The following is an 18,307-nucleotide window of genomic DNA, read 5'->3' as shown; positions in this document are numbered from 1 at the left end:
GCGCGTGCCACGCCCCGGCCGCGCCACGCATCGATGCCAGAGTGTCCGGCAAGAAGTAAAGAGCCGTGCGAGGCGTACGTGACGTACGGAGGGAAACAGGAGTTCCACAGGGCATGAGCGACGAGCCGCAGCAGCCGAAGGCCGCAGAGTCCGGGAAGGCCGGGAAGCCGGCGACACGCAAACGCCCCCCGCGCACGGGCTGGCGCCGCCTGATCCCCACCTGGCGCATGACCCTCGGCACGATCCTCGGCTTGCTCCTCCTGTGCATCGGCCTGTTCGCCCTCGGCTACTACCTCGTCAAGATCCCGCCCGCCAACGCCACCGCCACCGCGCAGAGCAACGTCTACCTGTACGCCGACGGCAGCCAGCTCGCCCGCGACGGCGAGATCAACCGCGAGAACGTCTCCCTCTCCCAGATCCCCAGGACCGTCCAGCACGGTGTACTCGCCGCCGAGGACCGCGACTTCTACAGCGAGTCCGCCATCGACCCCAAGGCGATGGTCCGCGCCGCCTGGAACACCCTCACCGGCAAGGGCAAGCAGTCCGGCTCCACGATCACCCAGCAATACGTGAAGAACTACTACCTGGGCCAGGAACAGACCATCACCCGCAAGGTGAAGGAGTTCTTCATCTCGATCAAGCTGGACCGCGAGGAGAGCAAGGACCACATCCTCGAGGGCTACCTCAACACCAGCTACTTCGGCCGCAACGCCTACGGCATCCAGGCCGCCGCCCAGGCCTACTACGGCGTCGACGTCGAGGACCTCACCACCGCGCAGGGCGCCTACCTCGCGGCCCTCCTCAACGCCCCCAGCTCGTACGACGTCGTCGCCCACCCCGAGAACAAGGCGCAGGCCGTCGCCCGCTGGAACTACGTCCTCGACGGCATGGTCAAGGAAGGCTGGCTCGGCGCCGCGGCACGCAACAAGATGACGTTCCCCATGCCCGACGACGCCAAGGGCCCCGCCGGGATGTCCGGCCAGCGCGGCTACCTCGTCCAGGCCGTCAAGGACTACCTCACCGACAACGACATCATCGACGAGGACACCCTGGCCGTCGGCGGCTACCGCATCACCACCACACTCCAGAAGAAGAAACAGGACGCCTTCGTCAAAGCCGTCGACGACCAGCTGATGTCCAAACTCGACAAGCAGAACCGCGCGGCCGACCGCAACGTCCGCGCCGGCGGCGCCGCCATCGACCCCGCGACCGGCAAGGTCCTCGCGATGTACGGCGGCATCGACTACACGAAGCAGTACGTCAACAACGCCACCCGCCGCGACTACCAAGTCGGCTCCACGTTCAAGCCGTTCGTCTTCACCTCGGCCGTGGAGAACGCCTCCACCACCCAGGACGGCCGCACCATCACCCCGAACACCATCTACGACGGCACCAACGCCCGCCCCGTACAAGGCTGGAGCGGCGGCTACTACGCCCCGGAGAACGAGGACAAGGTCGACTACGGGCCCATCACCGTCCGCGCCGCCACCGACAAGTCCGTCAACGCGGTCTACGCGCAGATGGCCGTCGACGTCGGCTCCGACAAGGTGAAGCAGACCGCCATCGCCCTCGGACTCCCGAAGAACACCCCCGACCTGACCGAGTCCCCCTCGATCGCGCTCGGCCCGTCCACACCCAGCGTCCTCGACATGACGGAGGCCTACGCGACCCTCGCCAACCACGGCAGGCGCGCCACGTACACCCTCGTCACCGAGGTCACCAAGGACGGCGAGAACGCCGACCTGCCCGAACAGACCACCCGGCGCGCCGTCACCCGCGAATCCGCCGACACGACGACGTCCGTCCTGCAGAGCGTCGTCGAGGGCGGCACCGGCACGGCCGCCCTCGCCGCGGACCGGCCGGCCGCCGGCAAGACCGGCACCGCCGAGGAGGACACGGCGGCCTGGTTCGCGGGCTACACCCCCGACCTCGCCACCGTCGTCGCCGTCATGGGCCAGAACCCCGACACCGGAGCCCACACCCCGCTGTACGGGGCGCTGGGCCTGGCGCGCATCAACGGCGGCGGCTTCCCGGCGCAGATCTGGGCCCAGTTCACCAAGGCCGCGCTCACGGGCAGTCCCGCCAAGGACTTCGACCTGGACCTGGAATCCGGCGCCGACCAGCCCGAGATCCCCTCGGCCGCACCCGACGAATCCTCCACCGAACCGGCCACCGGCGAACCCTCCAGCGAGCCCCCCTCCGAACCGGCGTCCTCCGGCCCCCCGACCGAACCGTCCACACCGGCGGAGCCCACCCTCGCGACGCCGTCGGAGGAATCGAACCCACCGTCAGGACCGGTCAACGAACTGTTCGGCGACCCGGACTCCACCCGCGACTCCGAGTCCGATCCCGACTCCAACTCCGACCGGTGACAGCGCCCCTCAGCAGCCGAAAGACGGTCTTTCGTCCGGATCAGGCCCTAGTGCCCCGATGTCGCCTTGAGACCCACGATCGCGACGATCAGCAGCACGATGAAGAAGATCCGCGCGGCCGTCGCCGGCTCCCCGAGCGCCAGCATGCCGACGACAGCCGCACCGGCCGCACCGATGCCCACCCACACGCCGTAGGCCGTACCGATCGGCAGACTCCTGGCGGCGTAGGAGAGCATCACCATGCTCGCGACGATGCCCGCGCCGGTGAACACGCTCGGCCACAGCCGTGTGAACCCGTCCGTGAACTTCATGCCGATCGACCAGCCGACCTCGAGAAATCCGGCGACCACGATCAGAACCCAGGCCATGACAGGCACCTCCGTCAGTTGGATCAACAGGGGTGCGTCGTCTTTGCGATACCCGGTACGGCGCGTCTCGTCGGGGTCCCCCAAAGGTAGCAAAGAACGCGCAAAAGGGCTGGTGACAAGGGTCACCAGCCCTTCTGCGAACAACTACGAGCCGGACCGCTCCACGGGTACGGGTACGGGTACGGCTAGGGGTAGGCGTAGGGGGTACCGCTACAGGGACAGGGCGCCCCTGCACGGACGGACCTCTACAGATACAGCCCCGTCGAATCCTGGGAACCCTCGAACCGGTCGGCCGCCACCGCGTGCAGATCGCGCTCACGCATCAGCACGTACGCGACACCCCGCACCTCGACCTCGGCCAGGTCCTCCGGGTCGTACAGCACCCGGTCGCCCGGCTCCACCGTCCGCACGTTCTGCCCGACGGCCACCACCACGGCCCAGGCCAGACGCCGCCCCACGGCCGCGGTCGCCGGGATCAGGATCCCGCCGCCACTGCGCCGCTCGCCCTCGGCGGAGTCCTGCCGCACGAGCACACGGTCGTGCAGCATGCGAATGGGCAACTTGTCGTGCTGGGTGCTGTGCTTCTCGCTGTTGGCGCTCACGCCCCGAAACCTACCTGCCCCGGCCGCTCCCGCACGCGGGAAGGGTCAGCGCTTGCGGCGCCGCACGGTCACGGCGAGCAGCCCCACGAGACCGACCACCGCGACAGCCACCGGAACAATGCGCTCCACACGCGGCGCACCCTCCTCGGAGACGAACTGCGCCTTCACATCCGACACCAGCCGGTTCGCGCCCACATAGGCCCGCCCGACGGAGTGGTCGACGCTCGCGACGAACTTGGCCTTCGCGTCACCGACGATCGTCTTGGGGTGCACCCGCACCCCGATCTCGTCGAGCGTCTCGGCCAGCGCCTCGCGACGGCGCTTTATGTCCGCCTCGATCTGCGCCGGGGTCCGCGCATCCGACGTTCTCGACGTGTCCGACACCGCGCTGCCTCCATGGTCGCTGTTATGGCACTGGTCGTGGACAGTCTGTCAGCTCGGCGACGCTCGCACCCCACGGCACCCCCATTACGCTCGGGTCCCGTACCCGTATCCCGTACGAGGAGTCCCACCATGAGCGAGCGACTGACGACCGGCGACACCGCCCCCGCCTTCACGCTGCCCGACGCCGACGGCAACGAGGTCTCCCTCGCCGACCACAAGGGCCGCAAGACCATCGTCTACTTCTACCCGGCCGCCCTCACCCCCGGCTGCACGAAGCAGGCCTGCGACTTCACGGACAACCTCGACGTCCTCGCGGGCGCCGGCTACGACGTGATCGGCATCTCCCCGGACAAGCCGGAGAAGCTCGCGAAGTTCCGCGAGAAGGAGAACCTCAAGGTCACGCTCCTCGGCGACCCCTCCAAGGAGACCCTCGAGGCCTACGGCGCCTACGGCGAGAAGAAGCTCTACGGCAAAACGGTGACGGGCGTGATCCGCTCCACGATCGTCGTCGACGAGGACGGCAAGGTCGAACGCGCCCTCTACAACGTGAAGGCCACCGGCCACGTGGCGAAGATCATCAAGGATCTCGGAATCTGACCCCCGGGCCGCGGATCACCGCAGGCCCTCCGGGTACGCGCAGATGTGACGGAAGTCCCCTCGAAGGGGACTTCCGTTTGCGATCGCCACCTTCGAGCAAGTGATTCCGTGGAACAACGCGTCCACAGAAGGGATCACTCCATGTCGGGCGTCCTCGACCCAGAGCAGACCGGGTCCGCCGCCGACCCCGCGGTGGTCAAACGCCACCGCACCCTCTTCCGCGCGGTGAAGCGCCGCAAGAATCCGCCTCTGCGCCGTACGGACATCACCGTCACCGACGAGGCGGCCGTGAAGCGGGCGGTCAAAGCGGCCTCGCTCGGCAATGCCATGGAGTGGTTCGACTTCGGCATCTACAGCTACCTCGCCGTCACCATCGGCCACGTCTTCTTCCCCTCCGGGAACGCCACGGTCCAGCTCATCTCCTCCTTCGCGACCTTCGCCGTCTCCTTCCTCGTCCGCCCCATCGGCGGCATGGTGTTCGGCCCCATGGGGGACAAGATCGGCCGCAAGAAGGTCCTCGCGATGACGATGATCATGATGGCGATCGGCACCTTCGCCATCGGACTCATCCCGTCGTACGCCGTCATCGGCTTCTGGGCACCCGTCCTGCTGATCTTCTTCCGCCTCGTCCAGGGCTTCTCCACGGGCGGCGAGTACGGCGGCGCCTCCACCTTCATCGCCGAATACGCACCCGACAAACGGCGCGGCTTCTTCGGCAGCTTCCTGGAGTTCGGCACCCTCGCCGGCTACATCGGCGCGGCGGGCCTGGTCACCCTCCTGACCACCCTCCTCGGCAGCGGGGGCATGGAGTCCTGGGGCTGGCGCATCCCCTTCCTGGTCGCGGGCCCGATCGGCCTCGTCGGCCTCTACCTGCGGCTCCGCCTCGACGAGACACCCGCCTTCCAGAAACTCGAGGACGAATCCTCACACCGGGCCTCCGACGCGGCCTCGAACGTCGAGACCACCGCGAAGGGCGACCTGGCCAAGATCTTCCGCGACTACTGGCCCACGCTCATCCTGTGCATCTGCCTGGTCGGCGCCTACAACATCACCGACTACATGCTCCTGTCGTACATGCCGACGTACCTGTCCGACGAGATGGGCTACAAGGAGTCCCACGGGCTGCTCATCCTCATCGCCACGATGGTCGTCCTCATGCTGGTCATCACCCAGGTCGGCAAACTCTCCGACCGCTTCGGCCGCAAGCCGCTCCTCATGGCCGGAATGCTGGGCTTCCTCCTCCTCTCCGTCCCCTCGTTCCTCCTCGTCAAGAACGGCGCCCTGTGGGCGGTCTCGCTCGGCATGCTGCTGCTCGGCCTGTCCCTGGTCTGCATGCTCGGCACCATGTCGGCGGCGCTCCCGGCCCTGTTCCCCACCCAGGTCCGCTACGGCTCGCTGTCCGTCGGCTACAACCTCTCGGCGTCGATCTTCGGCGGCACGACACCCCTGGTCGTCACGGCCCTGATCAGCGTCACCGGCACGGACATGATGCCCGCGTACTACGCCATGGCGGCGGCCCTGGTCGGCGTGATCGCGGTGGCCTGCATGAAGGAAACGGCCCAACAGCCCCTGGCGGGCTCCCCGCCGTCGGTGGAGACACAGGAGGAAGCGGCCGAACTGGTGGAGTCCCAGGCGCGAGCGCCGAGGTTCTGACCCGCACGGCCCCGCATCGCCCCTCGAACGACCCACCTGTGCCCGAACTGTCATGCGTCGACCGGAACTTGATGCCGACACATCACGCGCGCTCCCGCGCCGAGCGGGGCCGCCGTACACTGACGGGGCGGATCTCACCAGGAAGGTGAGATGTTCGCTATGTCGCGGTCGTGGTGGAATCTGGCAGTCACGTCGGGTTTAGGTCCCGGTGGGAGAAATCCCGTGAGGGTTCGAATCCCTCCGACCGCACACACAAGGGCGCTCCCCATCGGGGAGCGCCCTTCTTCACGGCCGGCCCGGCTCAGCCCAACAGCTCCCGCACCACCGGCACCAGGGCCCGAAACGCCTTGCCGCGGTGGGAGATCGCGTTCTTCTCGTCGGGGGTCAGCTCGGCGCACGTCCGGGTGTCGTCCTCCACCTGGAGGATCGGGTCGTAGCCGAAGCCGTTCGAGCCCGACGGGGCGTGCCGCAGCACCCCACGCAACTGGCCCTCGACCACACGCTCCGTGCCGTCCGGCAGCGCCAGCGCCGCGGCGCACGCGAAGTGGGCCCCGCGGTGGCGGTCGTCGTCGATGTCACCGAGCTGGGCGAGGAGGAGGTCGAGGTTGGCCTTGTCGTCGCCGTGGCGGCCGGCCCAGCGGGCGGAGAAGATGCCGGGTGCTCCGCCGAGTACGTCGACGCACAGGCCGGAGTCGTCGGCGACGGCGGGCAGGCCGGTCGCTCTGGCGAGGGCGTGGGCCTTGAGGAGGGCGTTCTCGGCGAAGGTGACGCCGGTTTCCCTGACGTCGGGGATGTCGGGATAGGTGTCCGCGCCGACGAGGTCGTGGGGCAGGCCTGCGTCGGCGAGGATCGCCCTGAGCTCGGTGATCTTGCCGGCGTTGCGGGTGGCGAGGATGAGGCGGGTCATGGGGACCAGTATCGCGCCGGCGTCGGTGCCGTCGTCACGGCGTGCAGACCTTGGTCAGTTCGCCGGCGGCGTCGGTGACGGGGGTGATGTCGGGGGTTCCGTCGCCGTTCTTGATGGCTGTACGGACGTTGCCCACGGCGGTGTTGAGGTCGTCGACAGCTCGGGAGACGTCGGCGTTGTCGGTCTTGTCGCCGATTTTGTCGAGGTTCTTGTCGATGGAGTCGAGTGCTTTGTCGGCCTGTGCGGGGTCGTTCGTGGCGTTCTCGACGGCCTGCTTGAGGTCGCTGACGCTGTCGGCGATGGAGTCGGCGGTCTGGACACAGTCGAGTGCCTTGTCGACGGCGCTGCAGCCGGTGACGGCCGGTACGGCTATGAGTGCCGCGGCTGCGGTCATGACGGCGATGCGGCGACGGTGGCGTGGGTGTGCGGCCATGGAGCGGTCCTCCCCTGTGTGCGGAAGCGGGCGTACGGCGAGGTGCCGTACGCCCGTCCGTTGTGACGCGGTCGGCGTCTTGCGGGTTGCCACCCTACTTGGCGCGCTCTTTACCTTTGGAGGGTGGCCTCGAGTGCCGCGCGCTGGGCGGTGGCGAGGTCGGCGCAGCCCGAAACGGCAAGGTCGAGGAGGGAGTTGAGTTCGTCGCGGGCGAAGGGTTCGGCCTCGGCGGTGCCCTGGACCTCGACGAAGCGGCCGTCGCCGGTGCAGACGACGTTCATGTCGGTGTCGGCGCGTACGTCTTCCTCGTAGCAGAGGTCGAGGAGGGGGATGCCGCCGACGATGCCGACGGAGACGGCGGAGACGGTGCCGGTGAGGGGCTGGCGGCCGGCCTTGATGAGCTTCTTGCCCTGGGCCCAGGTGATGGCGTCGGCGAGGGCGACGTAGGCGCCGGTGATGGCGGCGGTGCGGGTGCCGCCATCGGCCTGGAGGACGTCGCAGTCGAGGACGATGGTGTTTTCGCCGAGGGCCTTGTAGTCGATGACGGCGCGCAGCGAGCGGCCGATGAGGCGGCTGATCTCGTGGGTGCGGCCGCCGATCTTGCCGCGGACGGATTCGCGGTCGCCGCGGGTGTTGGTGGCGCGGGGGAGCATCGAGTATTCGGCGGTGACCCAGCCTTCGCCGCTGCCCTTGCGCCAGCGGGGGACGCCTTCGGTGACGGAGGCGGTGCAGAAGACTTTGGTGTCGCCGAAGGAGACGAGGACGGAGCCTTCTGCATGCTTGCTCCACCCTCGTTCGATGGTGATGGGGCGGAGCTGTTCGGGGGTGCGGCCGTCGATGCGAGACATGGGGGGAGCCTAGCGAAAACGTCGAAGGCCCCGTTCCGGGTGTCGGGTGCGGGGCCTTCTTCGGGTGGCGCCTAGGCGGGTTGCCCGGTGCTCACATCATGTCTTCGATGTCGGCGGCGATGGGGTCGGCGTCGGTGCCGATGACGACCTGGATGGCGGTGCCCATCTTGACGACGCCGTGGGCGCCGGCGGCCTTGAGGGCGGCTTCGTCGACCTTGCTGGGGTCGATGACCTCGGTGCGCAGGCGGGTGATGCAGCCCTCGACCTCTTCGATGTTGTCGAGCCCGCCGAGCCCGGCGACGATCTTCTCAGCCTTGGTGGCCATGTGGTTCTCCCTGACTTTTCTCTTGGCCCCCATGGGCCCGCTTTGTCACGGTAACCCACGGTTGGCCCATCTTCACGAGCGGTCATGCTGCCCGTGACGAATGATGACGATCACGGCGTCATGCCCTCACGGGCCGGTGCCGGCCGACCCGTCCCTCAACTGGTCTACACCAGTTTCCCACGACCGCCAAACGTACTGCCACAGCGGCTTGTTCGTTCCGGGAGGACGCCCATGAGCGCCGACAGTGCGGCCGTCTACAGACCCAGCCTGTGGAACAACCTCTTCCAGGGTCTGCAGAAGATGGGTCGCAGTCTCCAGCTCCCCATCGCCGTGCTGCCGGCGGCCGGCATCCTCAACCGGCTCGGCCAGCCCGACGTCTTCGGCGACCAGGGTCTGGGGTGGACCGATGTCTCCAAGGTGATGGTCGGTGCCGGTGGCGCGCTCCTCGACGGCGCGCTCGGTCTGCCGCTGCTGTTCTGTATCGGTGTGGCGATCGGCATGGCCAAGAAGGCGGACGGTTCGACGGCGCTCGCGGCGGTCGTCGGTTTTCTCGTCTACTACAACGTAATGCGCCAGTTCCCCGAGGCCTGCCCGGCCGGTTCCCAGCCGGTCGCCACGGGGTGCCAGGTGACGTTGGACCACTCGGTGGCGGCCTACACCTACCAGAATCCGGGTGTCTTCGGCGGCATCGTCATGGGTCTGCTCGCGTCCTTCTTCTGGCAGCGCTTCCACCGCACGAAGCTGGTCGACTGGCTGGGCTTCTTCAACGGCCGCCGTCTCGTGCCGATCATCATGGCGTTCGTCGCGATCGTCGTCGCCGCGATCTGTCTGTGGATCTGGCCGCCGATCGGTGACGCCCTGGAGAGCTTCAGCGACTGGCTCGTGGGTCTGGACTGGCTCGGCTCCGGCATCTTCGGTGTCGCCAACCGCGCGCTGCTGGTGATCGGTCTGCACCAGTTCCTGAACGTGCCCATCTGGTTCCAGTTCGGCACGTACACGAAGCCGGACGGCACCGAGGTGCACGGTGACATCAACATGTTCCTGGCGGGCGACCCGAACGCGGGCCAGTTCACCTCGGGATTCTTCCCGATCATGATGTTCGCGCTGCCGGCCGCGTGTCTGGCGATGACGCACTGCGCGCGCCCGGAGCGCCGCAAGGTGGTCGGCGGCCTGATGCTCTCGGTCGCCCTGACCTCGTTCGTCACCGGGATCACCGAGCCGATCGAGTACTCGTTCCTTTTCGTGGCGCCGATGCTCTACGCGATCCACGCGGTGCTCACCGGTGTCTCGATGGCGGTGACGTGGGCGCTCGGTGTGCACGACGGTTTCAGCTTCTCGGCAGGTCTGATCGACTACGTCATCAACTGGAGTCTGGCGACCAAGCCATGGCTGATCATCCCGATCGGGCTCGCCTTCGCGGTGGTCTACTACGTGATCTTCCGGTTCGCGATCACCAAGTTCGACCTGAAGACGCCGGGGCGTGAGCCCGAGGACCAGGTCGAGGACGTCACGAAGGCCTGATCTCCCGCCGCGCCCGGGCCCCACACCCCCCGGCATCCCCAGAGCCCCCGGACCTCCTGGTCCGGGGGTTTTGTTTCGCGCTGTCGCATATGACTGAGCGCACAGGGATCCCAGGAAGGAGCGGGTTCCTTATACGACCTTCACCGTGCTACAACAGGTCTACACCACTGAGTGGTGTAGACCACGCGGCCGCAGAGCCGGGTTCCCGAGACGCCGCCGTCCCCACCTTTCCCCCCGGGCGGCGCCTTGCCTACTGGAGGAAGTTGTGACCACGGCCAGTGCCGCCCCCGCGGCCGCCAAGAAGAAGGGCGCGGGCGCGATGGCTGTCATGCAGCGCATCGGCCGCAGCCTCATGCTGCCGGTCGCGGTGCTGCCCGCCGCCGCGCTCCTGGTCCGGTTCGGGCAGCCCGACATGCTCGGCAGGGAGTCGTTCCCCACCTTCATCACCAAGCTGGCGTCGTACATGTCGGCGGGCGGCGGTGCGCTGCTCGACAACATGCCGCTGCTGTTCTGCGTCGGTATCGCCATCGGCTTCGCCAAGAAGTCCGACGGCTCCACCGCGCTCGCGGCCGTCACCGGCTACCTGGTCTTCCAGAAGGTGCTCGCCACCTTCACGGACAGCAACCTGCCGAAGGTCGCCGCCGTCGCCGACGGCAAGATCGTCATGAACGCGGCGCCGGTCAACGCCGGTGTGCTCGGTGGTGTCGTCATGGGCGTCGTCGTGGCCCTGCTCTACCAGAAGTTCTACCGGACGAAGCTGCCCGACTGGGCGGGCTTCTTCGGCGGCCGTCGCCTCGTCCCGATCCTCTCCGCCTTCGCGGGCCTGGTCATCGGCATCGTCTTCGGTCTCATCTGGCCCGTGCTCGGCACCGGCCTGCACAACTTCGGTGAGTGGCTGGTCGGCTCGGGCGCGGTCGGCGCCGGCATCTTCGGTGTCGCCAACCGCGCGCTGATCCCGATCGGCATGCACCACCTGCTCAACTCGTTCCCGTGGTTCCAGGCCGGTTCGTACGAGGGCAAGAGCGGCGACATCGCGCGCTTCCTCCAGGGCGACCCGAGCGCCGGCCAGTTCATGACCGGTTTCTTCCCGATCATGATGTTCGCCCTCCCGGCGGCCTGCCTCGCGATCGTCCACTGCGCTCGTCCCGAGCGCCGCAAGGTCGTCGGCGGCATGATGTTCTCGCTCGCGGCCACCGCGTTCGTCACCGGTGTGACCGAGCCGATCGAGTTCACGTTCATGTTCATCGCCCCGGCCCTGTACGCGATCCACGCGGTGCTCACCGGTGTCTCGATGGCGCTGACCTGGTCGCTCGGCATGAAGGACGGCTTCGGCTTCTCCGCCGGCGCGGTCGACTACTTCCTCAACCTCGGTATCGCGACCAACCCGTGGGGTCTCGCGCTGGTCGGCCTCTGCTTCGCGGTGGTCTACTACGTGATCTTCCGGTTCGCGATCACCAAGTTCAACATTCCTACGCCGGGCCGTGAGTCCGACGAGGAACTGGCCGAGCTCCTCAAGGCCGAGAGCAAGTAGGCCCCGGCCCCCGCACGACGGCGAAGGCCCCCGGAACCGATGCGGTTCCGGGGGCCTTCGTCATGCCGGGCTCAGATCTCGTACACCCGCCCGGGCACGGCCAGTTCGGCCGGTCCGGTGTACACGGTGCGGGCGTCCGCGAGGTTGGCCTGGGGGTCCGTCCACGGCGGGATGTGGGTGAGGACGAGGCGACGGGCACCGGCCCGGCTCGCGGTCGCGCCCGCCTCGCGGCCGTTGAGGTGGAGGTCGGGGATGTTCTCCTTGCCGTACGTGAACGCCGCCTCGCACAGGAACAGGTCACTGTCCGCGGCGAGTTCGTCGAGCGCGACGCACGTGCCCGTGTCCCCGGAGTAGGTGAGTGACCTGCCGCCGTGCTCGACACGGATGCCGTACGCCTCGACGGGGTGGCACACCTTCTCGGTGCGCACGGTGAACGGGCCGATCTCGTGCCAGCCCGGCTTCACCGTGTGGAAGTCGAAGACCTCGCTCATCGAGGAGGCGGAGGGCGTGTCCGCGTACGCCGTGGTGAGGCGCTGCTCCGTGCCCTCGGGGCCGTAGACCGGGATCGGGGCGCAGCGGCCGCCGTCGTGGCGGTAGTAGCGCGCCACGAAGTAGCCGCACATGTCGATGCAGTGGTCGGCGTGCAGATGGCTGAGGAAGATCGCATCGAGGTCGTAGAGACCGCAGTGGCGCTGCAGCTCGCCCAGGGCGCCGTTGCCCATGTCGAGTAGCAGCCGGAAGCCGTCGGCCTCGACGAGGTAGCTCGAGCAGGCCGAATCCGCGGACGGGAACGACCCCGAGCAGCCGACGACGGTGAGCTTCATAAGAGCCGGAACCTCCGCGCTGGCAGTCAGAGAGCGGGATGGGAACAGTGGGAAGAGGGGGCGAGCGGTCCGTCGAGCGTAAGGCGCAAAAGGGCCGGTCGCTCCTCCGTCGTGGGCTGTTGTGGGAGAACTCACCTGTGCTGTCACCGGTTCGGGGGGCGTGCGTCCGGTGCGGCGTCGCGCCGGTGCCACCGGTACCGTCTCCCGTATGGACACGTCATGGTGGCTCGCGCTCGCCGCGGTGCTGCTGCTCGCGCTGGTCGCGACGCTCGTCGACGGGTGGGGGCGCGGGCACCGTCGGCCCGGCGGCCGCACCCGCCCCCCGCGGGGGCCGCGCGCGCCGGGTGCGCGGCCGCAGCCGGGCGAGATCTGGTGGGCGCTGGTGCCGTACGAGGACGGGCCGGGCGGCAAGGACCGGCCGTGTCTGGTGCTGACGGTGCGCCGGCGGCGGGCGCGCGTCGCGAAGATCACCAGCAAGTACCACGACGAGCGGGCCGGGGTGATCGCGCTGCCGCCCGGCTCCGTGGGCGACGCGCAGGGCAGGCCGAGCTTCCTGGAGACGGATGAGCTCCGCGAGGTTCCCGTGGGTGACTTCCGGCGCAGGGCCGGGGTGCTGGACCCGGTGGTGTGGGACCAGGTCCGGCATCTGGCGCGGTGACGCGGGAGCCGGCTGACGGTGCCTGCGGGCTTACGCGGCACGCGCTTACGTGGCCAGGGGCCTGGGCAGAAGCGCGCCTGCGCGAAAACGGGCTCGCGTGAAAGCGGGCCCGAGCGACGACAGGCTCACGCAGAAGCGGACCGGGGCGAAAACAGGCTCACGCAGACGCGGACCGGGGCGAAAACAGGCCCACGCACAAGCGAGCCCGAGCAAAGACAGGCTCACCGCAGAAGCGGGCCCGCGCGAAAACAGGCTCACCGCACAAGCGAGCCCCAGCAAGAGCGGGGGCCGGGCCGTACTGCTGCCGGCCCGGCCCCCGCTTCGACGATTCGTGCTCAGGCCCAGAGCTGGCCGTGCAGCGTCTCGATCGCTTCCTCTGTCGTGGCCGCCGTGTAGACGCCGGTCGACAGGTACTTCCAGCCGCCGTCGGCGACCACGAAGACGATGTCGGCGGACTCCCCGGCCGCGACCGCCTTGCGGCCGACGCCGATCGCCGCGTGCAGGGCCGCTCCGGTGGAGACGCCCGCGAAGATGCCCTCCTGCTGGAGGAGTTCACGCGTGCGGGTCACCGCGTCGGCGGAGCCGACCGAGAAGCGGGTGGTCAGGACGGAGGCGTCGTACAGCTCGGGGACGAAGCCCTCGTCGAGGTTGCGCAGACCGTAGACCAGGTCGTCGTAGCGCGGCTCCGCGGCGACGATCTTGACGTCCGGCTTCTGTTCGCGCAGGTAGCGGCCGACGCCCATGAGGGTGCCCGTCGTGCCGAGGCCCGCCACGAAGTGGGTGACGGAGGGCAGGTCGGCGAGGATCTCGGGGCCGGTCGTCGCGTAGTGGGCGCCCGCGTTGTCCGGGTTGCCGTACTGGTAGAGCATCACCCAGTCCGGGTGCTGCGCGCTCAGTTCCTTGGCCATGCGGACGGCAGTGTTGGAGCCGCCCGCCGCGGGCGACGGGATGATCTCGGCGCCCCACATCGCGAGCAGGTCCCTGCGTTCCTGCGAGGTGTTCTCCGGCATGACGCACACCATGCGGTAGCCCTTGAGGCGGGCCGCCATGGCGAGCGAGATGCCGGTGTTGCCCGAGGTCGGCTCGAGGATGGTGCAGCCGGGGGTGAGCCGGCCGTCCTTCTCGGCCTGCTCGATCATGTGGAGCGCGGGGCGGTCCTTGACCGAGCCCGTCGGGTTGCGGTCCTCGAGCTTCGCCCAGATCCGTACGTCCTCGGACGGCGAGAGCCGCGGCAGGCGCACCAGGGGCGTGTTGCCGACCGCGGCGAGCGGGGAGTCGTACCGCATCCCGATCAGGCCATGCCGCCGGCCACGGCCGGCAGGATCGTGACGTTGTCGCCGTCGGCGAGCTTGGTGGTGATGCCGTCGAGGAAGCGGACGTCCTCGTCGTTCAGGTAGACGTTCACGAAGCGGCGCAGCTGCTCACCGTCCACGATGCGGGCCTGGATGCCCGTGTGGCGGGTCTCGAGGTCGGCGAAGAGCTCGGCGAGCGTGTCCCCGCTGCCCTCGACGGACTTCTGGCCGTCGGTGTAGGTACGGAGGATGGTCGGGATGCGGACCTCGATGGCCATGGCTGGACTCCAGTAACAGGGGAGGGTACGGAAGGGCTTTGGCGTGCGCTGAAACAGCGGTGCCCACGACACGTCGGACCGGCGGAGGGAGTCCGCCGCAGCGGCCCGAAGCCTGCGAAGCAGTGCGGGGGCGCGTCAGGAATCGGGACAGATGGCGCTGGCGAGGCGGCACAGGTCGACGTGAAGGCGCGCCACGAGCAGCATGCCCGGCGTCTTGTCGCTCACGTCGTGAAGAACCATGGGGTCATCGTATCGATTCCCGTCCGGGATCCCGGAGTGTGATCTCACCATGTGGTCGATATCCGTCCGAAGACTGGGACGCCTCCCGGATCGGAGGCGGTGGGACTACGGGGTGACCTCGACCTCTTCCTCGGTCACGACGCCCTCGACGATCCGGAAGGAGCGGAACTGGAAGGGGCCCGCGTCGTCGGTGTCCGCCGTGGAGACGAGGACGTAGTGGGCGCCCGGCTCGTTCGCGTAGGTGATGTCGGTGCGGGAGGGGTGGGCCTCGGTCGCGGTGTGCGAGTGGTAGATGATCACGGGCTCCTCGTCCCGGTCGTCCATCTCGCGGTACAGCTTCAGCAGGTCACCCGAGTCGAACTCGTAGAACGTGGGCGAGCGGGCGGCGTTGAGCATCGGGATGAAGCGCTCGGGCCTGCCGGTGCCCACCGGTCCCGCGACGACGCCGCACGCCTCGTCGGGGTGGTCGGCGCGCGCGTGGGCCACGATCTGGTCGTAGAGGGCCTGGGTCAGGGTCAGCATGGGGCTCAGGATAAACAGACGGGCCCTCCCGTACCGGAGTGCGGTACGGGAGGGCCCGGATGCTGAGACGTGGGGTGTTGCCCCGGAACTGCTCGGACTGCTGGGACTGCTGGGACTGCTAGCAGTGCTGGGCTGCTGGGACCGCGTCGACTACTTGGGCTGCTCGGCCTGCTCGCGCTTCGCGAACGCCGCGCTCTGCGGGTTGCGGCTGCGCAGGACGACGTACGAGACGCCGAGGATGACGGCCCACAGCGGCGCGCAGTAGAGCGAGACGCGGGCGTCCTTGTCGATGCCCATCAGCACGATCACCATGCCGATGAAGGCGAGCGCCAGGATGCTGGGGATGATGCCGCCGGGGGCCTTGAAGGAGGACTGGGGCAGTTCGCCGCGGTCGGCCTTGAGGCGGTAGCGGATCTGGCAGATCAGGATGACGATCCAGGCCCACATGCCGGAGATGGTGGCGAAGGAGACGACGTAGTTGAACGCCTCGCCGGGCCACTGGTAGTTGATCCAGACGCCGACCAGCATCATCGCGGCGGAGACCGTCGTGCCGATGAGGGGCGTGCCGGACTTGGTGAGCTTGGTGAAGAACTTCGGGCCCTGGCCGTTGAGCGCGAGGTCGCGCAGCATGCGGCCGGTGGAGTACATGCCGGAGTTGCAGGACGACAGGGCCGCGGTCAGGACGACGAAGTTGACGATGGCGGCACCGACGCCGAGGCCCATCTTCTCGAAGGCGGCGACGAACGGGGAGACGCCGGGCTGGAAGTTCGTCCACGGCACGACCGAGAGGATCATGATCAGCGCGCCGACGTAGAAGACGGCGATGCGCCACGGCACGGTGTTGATGGCCTTGGGCAGGACGGTCTTCGGGTCCTTGGACTCGCCCGCGGTGACGCCGACGAGCTCGACGGCGAGGAAGGCGAACATGACCATCTGGAGGGTCATGAGGGTGGAGCCGATGCCGTTCGGGAAGAAGCCGCCGTCGGACCACAGGTGTGTGACGGAGGCGGTGTCGCCCGCGTCGGAGAAGCCGACCGTGAGGATGCCGGCGCAGATGAGGATCATGCCGACGATCGCGGTGACCTTCACCATCGAGAACCAGAACTCCAGCTCACCGAAGAGCTTCACGGAGATCAGGTTCACGGCGTAGAGGATGAGGGTGAAGACGAGTGCCGTGAGCCACTGCGGAACGCTGTCGTGGGTCCAGTACTTCATGTACTGGGCGGCCGCGGTGACCTCGGTGATGCCGGTGACGACCCAGAAGAGCCAGTACGTCCAGCCGGTCACGAAGCCCGCGAAGGGGCCGATGAACTCACGCGCGTACTCCGAGAAGGAGCCCGAGACGGGGCGGTACATGAGGAGCTCGCCGAGCGCCCGCATGATGAAGAAGATGACGAGGCCCGCGATGGCGTACGCGAGGATCAGGCTGGGGCCCGCCTTCGAGATGCCTTTGCCCGCGCCGAGGAAGAGGCCGGTCCCGATGGCGCCGCCGATGGCGATCATCTGGATCTGCCGGGCACCGAGTCCGCGCTGGTAACCCTCGCCCTCACCGGACTCGCCGGGGGCCTGCACGGCCTCATTGCCGTCGTTCTGCTTGCCGACCTGCACTGAGGTCATGGTGTTGCGCCTTTCTCCATGCCGATCCGTGCCGCTGCGGCTCGGATCGACTGTGACGATCCTCGGGGTCTGGGCCCCTGGATGGATGGAGCTGTGCCTACCGGCGGTCTGCCGGTCGGGGCGCACCCGACGGGACAGGGGTGGCGTCCGTCGGGCGGTCGTGAAGATTTATCACGGCGGCAACACTGATCGAGAAAGGCACGTGTGGCACACACCACTGGAAAAACCGGACAAAAAACCCCTCGTGCGGCATACAAGACCGTTCAAGTGACACGATCGTTATCCGGAATTGAGCAACCGCTGAGCGAACGCGCTTACATACGGACGCTCGGACTCCGCTCGACATGTCCTGACAGGTCAGGGCATAAGGGTTTCGACCAGAGTCTCCTGGAGCCCGCCCAGCCACAGGTAGGCCATCACCATCGGCTTGCGCGGGTCCTCGTCGGGGAGCCGGTAGAGGAGATCCGTGTCCTCCTCGTCGGTGATGTCGAGGCGGGTGCCGATCGCGAGGCGCAGATCGTTGAGCGCGCGCATCCAGCGCAGCGACTCCTCGGGCGAGAGCTTGAGGACCACTCCCCCCTCACCGGCGGACGTCAGCGCGTCCAGCGAGCGGATCACCGCGAGCGCGTCCTCGCGCTTGCCGGCCCGCAGGTCGTTCTCGGTGAAGCGCCGGAACTCGGCGGAGTGCGCGCGCTGTTCGTCCGCCTCACCCTCTGTCGCCTGCCCCACGCCACCCGGGCCGCCGTAGGCGTCGGGGAAGAGGCGCTGGAGCACCGGGTCGGACGGCGGCTCGCTCGGGCCCTCCGCGAAGAGCTCGGCGAGCGGGTCGTCGGGCGCGTCCGCGCCGGGCCCGGGGCCGATCAGCTCCATGAGCTGGACCGCCAGGGAGCGGATGATCGAGATCTCGACCTCGTCGAGCGCGACGGCAGCGCCGCCGCCGGGAATCGGTTCGAAGTGTCCTGGCATCAGGTGCGTCGCTACTCCGTCGCTGCTTGCGTGCGCTACTTGCGGTCCTGCTGAAGGGTGGCCCACAGACCGTAGCCGTGCATGGCCTGCACGTCGCGTTCCATCTCCTCGCGGGACCCGGTGGAGACGACCGCGCGGCCCTTCTGGTGCACGTCGAGCATCAGCTTGGTGGCCTTGTCCTTCGAGTACCCGAAGTACGTCTGGAAGACATACGTCACATAACTCATGAGGTTGACCGGGTCGTTGTGTACGAGCGTGATCCAGGGGACGTCCGGCTCGGGCACGGCGAAGGTCTCCTCCGCCGACTCGGTGCGTTCGATCTCTAGGGGTGCAGGAGCCGTCACACAGCCCATGCTGCCACTAGGGGGC

21 protein-coding genes, 1 tRNA gene and 1 riboswitch are annotated in these 18,307 nt (G+C 68.3%); of the genes, 7 read left to right on the top strand and 15 right to left on the bottom strand.

What is annotated here, in order from left to right:
• Positions 1-113 precede the first annotated feature (113 nt).
• The gene (locus ACFC96_RS27155) at positions 114-2,372 is read left to right on the top strand and encodes a transglycosylase domain-containing protein (RefSeq protein ID WP_376614551.1); all 2,259 of its coding nucleotides are present in this window, start codon (positions 114-116) and stop codon (positions 2,370-2,372) included.
• A 47-nt stretch (positions 2,373-2,419) separates the two neighbouring features.
• Here the strand turns inward: ACFC96_RS27155 and ACFC96_RS27150 are convergent, their stop codons facing one another.
• The 3 genes from ACFC96_RS27150 to ACFC96_RS27140 form a co-directional block, all read right to left on the bottom strand.
• Entirely contained in the window at positions 2,420-2,740 is a 321-nt protein-coding gene (locus ACFC96_RS27150) for a DMT family transporter (RefSeq protein WP_376256616.1), read from the bottom strand.
• A 31-nt stretch (positions 2,741-2,771) separates the two neighbouring features.
• A riboswitch (guanidine-III (ykkC-III) riboswitch) is annotated at positions 2,772-2,832 on the bottom strand.
• Between the two features lie 153 nt (positions 2,833-2,985).
• Positions 2,986-3,342, bottom strand: coding sequence for a co-chaperone GroES (locus tag ACFC96_RS27145; protein WP_116512770.1), 357 nt, complete (start codon positions 3,340-3,342; stop codon positions 2,986-2,988).
• A 45-nt stretch (positions 3,343-3,387) separates the two neighbouring features.
• Positions 3,388-3,726: a DUF3618 domain-containing protein gene (locus ACFC96_RS27140; RefSeq protein ID WP_376256618.1), complete on the bottom strand. Its 339-nt coding sequence runs from the start codon at positions 3,724-3,726 to the stop codon at positions 3,388-3,390.
• A 129-nt stretch (positions 3,727-3,855) separates the two neighbouring features.
• Between ACFC96_RS27140 and bcp the strand changes: the two genes are divergently transcribed.
• From bcp to ACFC96_RS27125, 3 genes are all read left to right on the top strand, one after another.
• Positions 3,856-4,323, top strand: a complete 468-nt coding sequence (bcp, locus tag ACFC96_RS27135; RefSeq protein WP_266563771.1) for a thioredoxin-dependent thiol peroxidase — start codon at positions 3,856-3,858, stop codon at positions 4,321-4,323.
• Positions 4,324-4,464: 141 nt separating this feature from the next.
• Positions 4,465-5,976 (top strand): glycine betaine/L-proline transporter ProP, encoded by a 1,512-nt coding sequence (proP, locus tag ACFC96_RS27130; RefSeq protein ID WP_376614549.1) that lies wholly within the window; start codon positions 4,465-4,467, stop codon positions 5,974-5,976.
• A 164-nt stretch (positions 5,977-6,140) separates the two neighbouring features.
• A tRNA-Leu gene (locus ACFC96_RS27125) sits at positions 6,141-6,225 on the top strand.
• Between the two features lie 52 nt (positions 6,226-6,277).
• On the opposite strand, the gene rdgB is transcribed toward ACFC96_RS27125, so the two are convergent.
• The 4 genes from rdgB to ACFC96_RS27105 form a co-directional block, all read right to left on the bottom strand.
• A complete protein-coding gene (rdgB, locus tag ACFC96_RS27120; RefSeq protein WP_376256622.1) occupies positions 6,278-6,883 on the bottom strand; it encodes an RdgB/HAM1 family non-canonical purine NTP pyrophosphatase in 606 nt (201 codons plus the stop codon).
• Between the two features lie 34 nt (positions 6,884-6,917).
• Complete coding sequence (locus ACFC96_RS27115) at positions 6,918-7,316, bottom strand: hypothetical protein (RefSeq protein WP_376614547.1); 399 nt, start codon at positions 7,314-7,316, stop codon at positions 6,918-6,920.
• 110 nt (positions 7,317-7,426) lie between these two features.
• Positions 7,427-8,164, bottom strand: coding sequence for a ribonuclease PH (gene rph / locus ACFC96_RS27110; RefSeq protein ID WP_116512764.1), 738 nt, complete (start codon positions 8,162-8,164; stop codon positions 7,427-7,429).
• Between the two features lie 91 nt (positions 8,165-8,255).
• On the bottom strand, positions 8,256-8,522 hold the full coding sequence (locus ACFC96_RS27105) for a glucose PTS transporter subunit EIIB (protein WP_376256626.1): 267 nt from the start codon (positions 8,520-8,522) through the stop codon (positions 8,256-8,258).
• A 198-nt stretch (positions 8,523-8,720) separates the two neighbouring features.
• Between ACFC96_RS27105 and ACFC96_RS27100 the strand changes: the two genes are divergently transcribed.
• Positions 8,721-10,010 carry a PTS transporter subunit EIIC gene (locus ACFC96_RS27100; protein WP_376227784.1) on the top strand — a complete coding sequence of 430 codons (1,290 nt, stop codon included), beginning with the start codon at positions 8,721-8,723 and terminating at the stop codon, positions 10,008-10,010.
• A gap of 265 nt (positions 10,011-10,275) precedes the next feature.
• A complete protein-coding gene (locus tag ACFC96_RS27095; protein ID WP_376256628.1) occupies positions 10,276-11,541 on the top strand; it encodes a PTS transporter subunit EIIC in 1,266 nt (421 codons plus the stop codon).
• Positions 11,542-11,612: 71 nt separating this feature from the next.
• On the opposite strand, the gene ACFC96_RS27090 is transcribed toward ACFC96_RS27095, so the two are convergent.
• Positions 11,613-12,365, bottom strand: coding sequence for an MBL fold metallo-hydrolase (locus ACFC96_RS27090; RefSeq protein WP_376256630.1), 753 nt, complete (start codon positions 12,363-12,365; stop codon positions 11,613-11,615).
• A gap of 208 nt (positions 12,366-12,573) precedes the next feature.
• Here ACFC96_RS27090 and ACFC96_RS27085 point away from each other — a divergent pair, with 208 nt between their 5' ends.
• Complete coding sequence (locus ACFC96_RS27085; RefSeq protein WP_340460609.1) at positions 12,574-13,023, top strand: type II toxin-antitoxin system PemK/MazF family toxin; 450 nt, start codon at positions 12,574-12,576, stop codon at positions 13,021-13,023.
• A gap of 335 nt (positions 13,024-13,358) precedes the next feature.
• Here ACFC96_RS27085 and ACFC96_RS27080 read toward each other — a convergent pair whose 3' ends face one another.
• The 7 genes from ACFC96_RS27080 to clpS form a co-directional block, all read right to left on the bottom strand.
• Positions 13,359-14,309, bottom strand: a complete 951-nt coding sequence (locus ACFC96_RS27080; protein ID WP_361404253.1) for a cysteine synthase — start codon at positions 14,307-14,309, stop codon at positions 13,359-13,361.
• A 5-nt stretch (positions 14,310-14,314) separates the two neighbouring features.
• Complete coding sequence (locus ACFC96_RS27075; RefSeq protein WP_116512756.1) at positions 14,315-14,593, bottom strand: MoaD/ThiS family protein; 279 nt, start codon at positions 14,591-14,593, stop codon at positions 14,315-14,317.
• 135 nt (positions 14,594-14,728) lie between these two features.
• Positions 14,729-14,833: a putative leader peptide gene (locus ACFC96_RS27070; protein WP_323136349.1), complete on the bottom strand. Its 105-nt coding sequence runs from the start codon at positions 14,831-14,833 to the stop codon at positions 14,729-14,731.
• 105 nt (positions 14,834-14,938) lie between these two features.
• Complete coding sequence (locus tag ACFC96_RS27065; RefSeq protein ID WP_227294987.1) at positions 14,939-15,355, bottom strand: Mov34/MPN/PAD-1 family protein; 417 nt, start codon at positions 15,353-15,355, stop codon at positions 14,939-14,941.
• Positions 15,356-15,505: 150 nt separating this feature from the next.
• The gene (locus tag ACFC96_RS27060; protein WP_376614545.1) at positions 15,506-16,972 is read right to left on the bottom strand and encodes an amino acid permease; all 1,467 of its coding nucleotides are present in this window, start codon (positions 16,970-16,972) and stop codon (positions 15,506-15,508) included.
• A gap of 357 nt (positions 16,973-17,329) precedes the next feature.
• Entirely contained in the window at positions 17,330-17,938 is a 609-nt protein-coding gene (locus ACFC96_RS27055) for a DUF2017 domain-containing protein (protein ID WP_376614543.1), read from the bottom strand.
• A gap of 35 nt (positions 17,939-17,973) precedes the next feature.
• Positions 17,974-18,291: an ATP-dependent Clp protease adapter ClpS gene (gene clpS / locus ACFC96_RS27050; RefSeq protein WP_376256636.1), complete on the bottom strand. Its 318-nt coding sequence runs from the start codon at positions 18,289-18,291 to the stop codon at positions 17,974-17,976.
• Positions 18,292-18,307: the final 16 nt, after the last annotated feature.

Origin of the sequence: Streptomyces sp. NPDC055955, from assembly GCF_042270245.1 — a bacterium.
Classification (GTDB): domain Bacteria; phylum Actinomycetota; class Actinomycetes; order Streptomycetales; family Streptomycetaceae; genus Streptomyces.
This window is presented reverse-complemented; position numbering and strand designations above follow the sequence as displayed.

What these genes read in the sequence shown, in the direction of transcription:
- rdgB (WP_376256622.1), bottom strand. Translation starts at nt 6,883, where the DNA reads ATGACCCGCCTCATCCTCGCCACCCGCAACGCCGGCAAGATCACCGAG.
- ACFC96_RS27105 (WP_376256626.1), bottom strand. Translation starts at nt 8,522, where the DNA reads ATGGGGGCCAAGAGAAAAGTCAGGGAGAACCACATGGCCACCAAGGCT.
- clpS (WP_376256636.1), bottom strand. Translation starts at nt 18,291, where the DNA reads ATGGGCTGTGTGACGGCTCCTGCACCCCTAGAGATCGAACGCACCGAG.
- ACFC96_RS27085 (WP_340460609.1), top strand. Translation starts at nt 12,574, where the DNA reads ATGGACACGTCATGGTGGCTCGCGCTCGCCGCGGTGCTGCTGCTCGCG.
- ACFC96_RS27150 (WP_376256616.1), bottom strand. Translation starts at nt 2,740, where the DNA reads ATGGCCTGGGTTCTGATCGTGGTCGCCGGATTTCTCGAGGTCGGCTGG.
- ACFC96_RS27115 (WP_376614547.1), bottom strand. Translation starts at nt 7,316, where the DNA reads ATGGCCGCACACCCACGCCACCGTCGCCGCATCGCCGTCATGACCGCA.
- ACFC96_RS27055 (WP_376614543.1), bottom strand. Translation starts at nt 17,938, where the DNA reads ATGCCAGGACACTTCGAACCGATTCCCGGCGGCGGCGCTGCCGTCGCG.
- rph (WP_116512764.1), bottom strand. Translation starts at nt 8,164, where the DNA reads ATGTCTCGCATCGACGGCCGCACCCCCGAACAGCTCCGCCCCATCACC.
- ACFC96_RS27090 (WP_376256630.1), bottom strand. Translation starts at nt 12,365, where the DNA reads ATGAAGCTCACCGTCGTCGGCTGCTCGGGGTCGTTCCCGTCCGCGGAT.
- ACFC96_RS27155 (WP_376614551.1), top strand. Translation starts at nt 114, where the DNA reads ATGAGCGACGAGCCGCAGCAGCCGAAGGCCGCAGAGTCCGGGAAGGCC.
- ACFC96_RS27080 (WP_361404253.1), bottom strand. Translation starts at nt 14,309, where the DNA reads ATGCGGTACGACTCCCCGCTCGCCGCGGTCGGCAACACGCCCCTGGTG.
- ACFC96_RS27100 (WP_376227784.1), top strand. Translation starts at nt 8,721, where the DNA reads ATGAGCGCCGACAGTGCGGCCGTCTACAGACCCAGCCTGTGGAACAAC.
- bcp (WP_266563771.1), top strand. Translation starts at nt 3,856, where the DNA reads ATGAGCGAGCGACTGACGACCGGCGACACCGCCCCCGCCTTCACGCTG.
- ACFC96_RS27060 (WP_376614545.1), bottom strand. Translation starts at nt 16,972, where the DNA reads ATGACCTCAGTGCAGGTCGGCAAGCAGAACGACGGCAATGAGGCCGTG.
- ACFC96_RS27065 (WP_227294987.1), bottom strand. Translation starts at nt 15,355, where the DNA reads ATGCTGACCCTGACCCAGGCCCTCTACGACCAGATCGTGGCCCACGCG.
- proP (WP_376614549.1), top strand. Translation starts at nt 4,465, where the DNA reads ATGTCGGGCGTCCTCGACCCAGAGCAGACCGGGTCCGCCGCCGACCCC.
- ACFC96_RS27070 (WP_323136349.1), bottom strand. Translation starts at nt 14,833, where the DNA reads ATGGTTCTTCACGACGTGAGCGACAAGACGCCGGGCATGCTGCTCGTG.
- ACFC96_RS27075 (WP_116512756.1), bottom strand. Translation starts at nt 14,593, where the DNA reads ATGGCCATCGAGGTCCGCATCCCGACCATCCTCCGTACCTACACCGAC.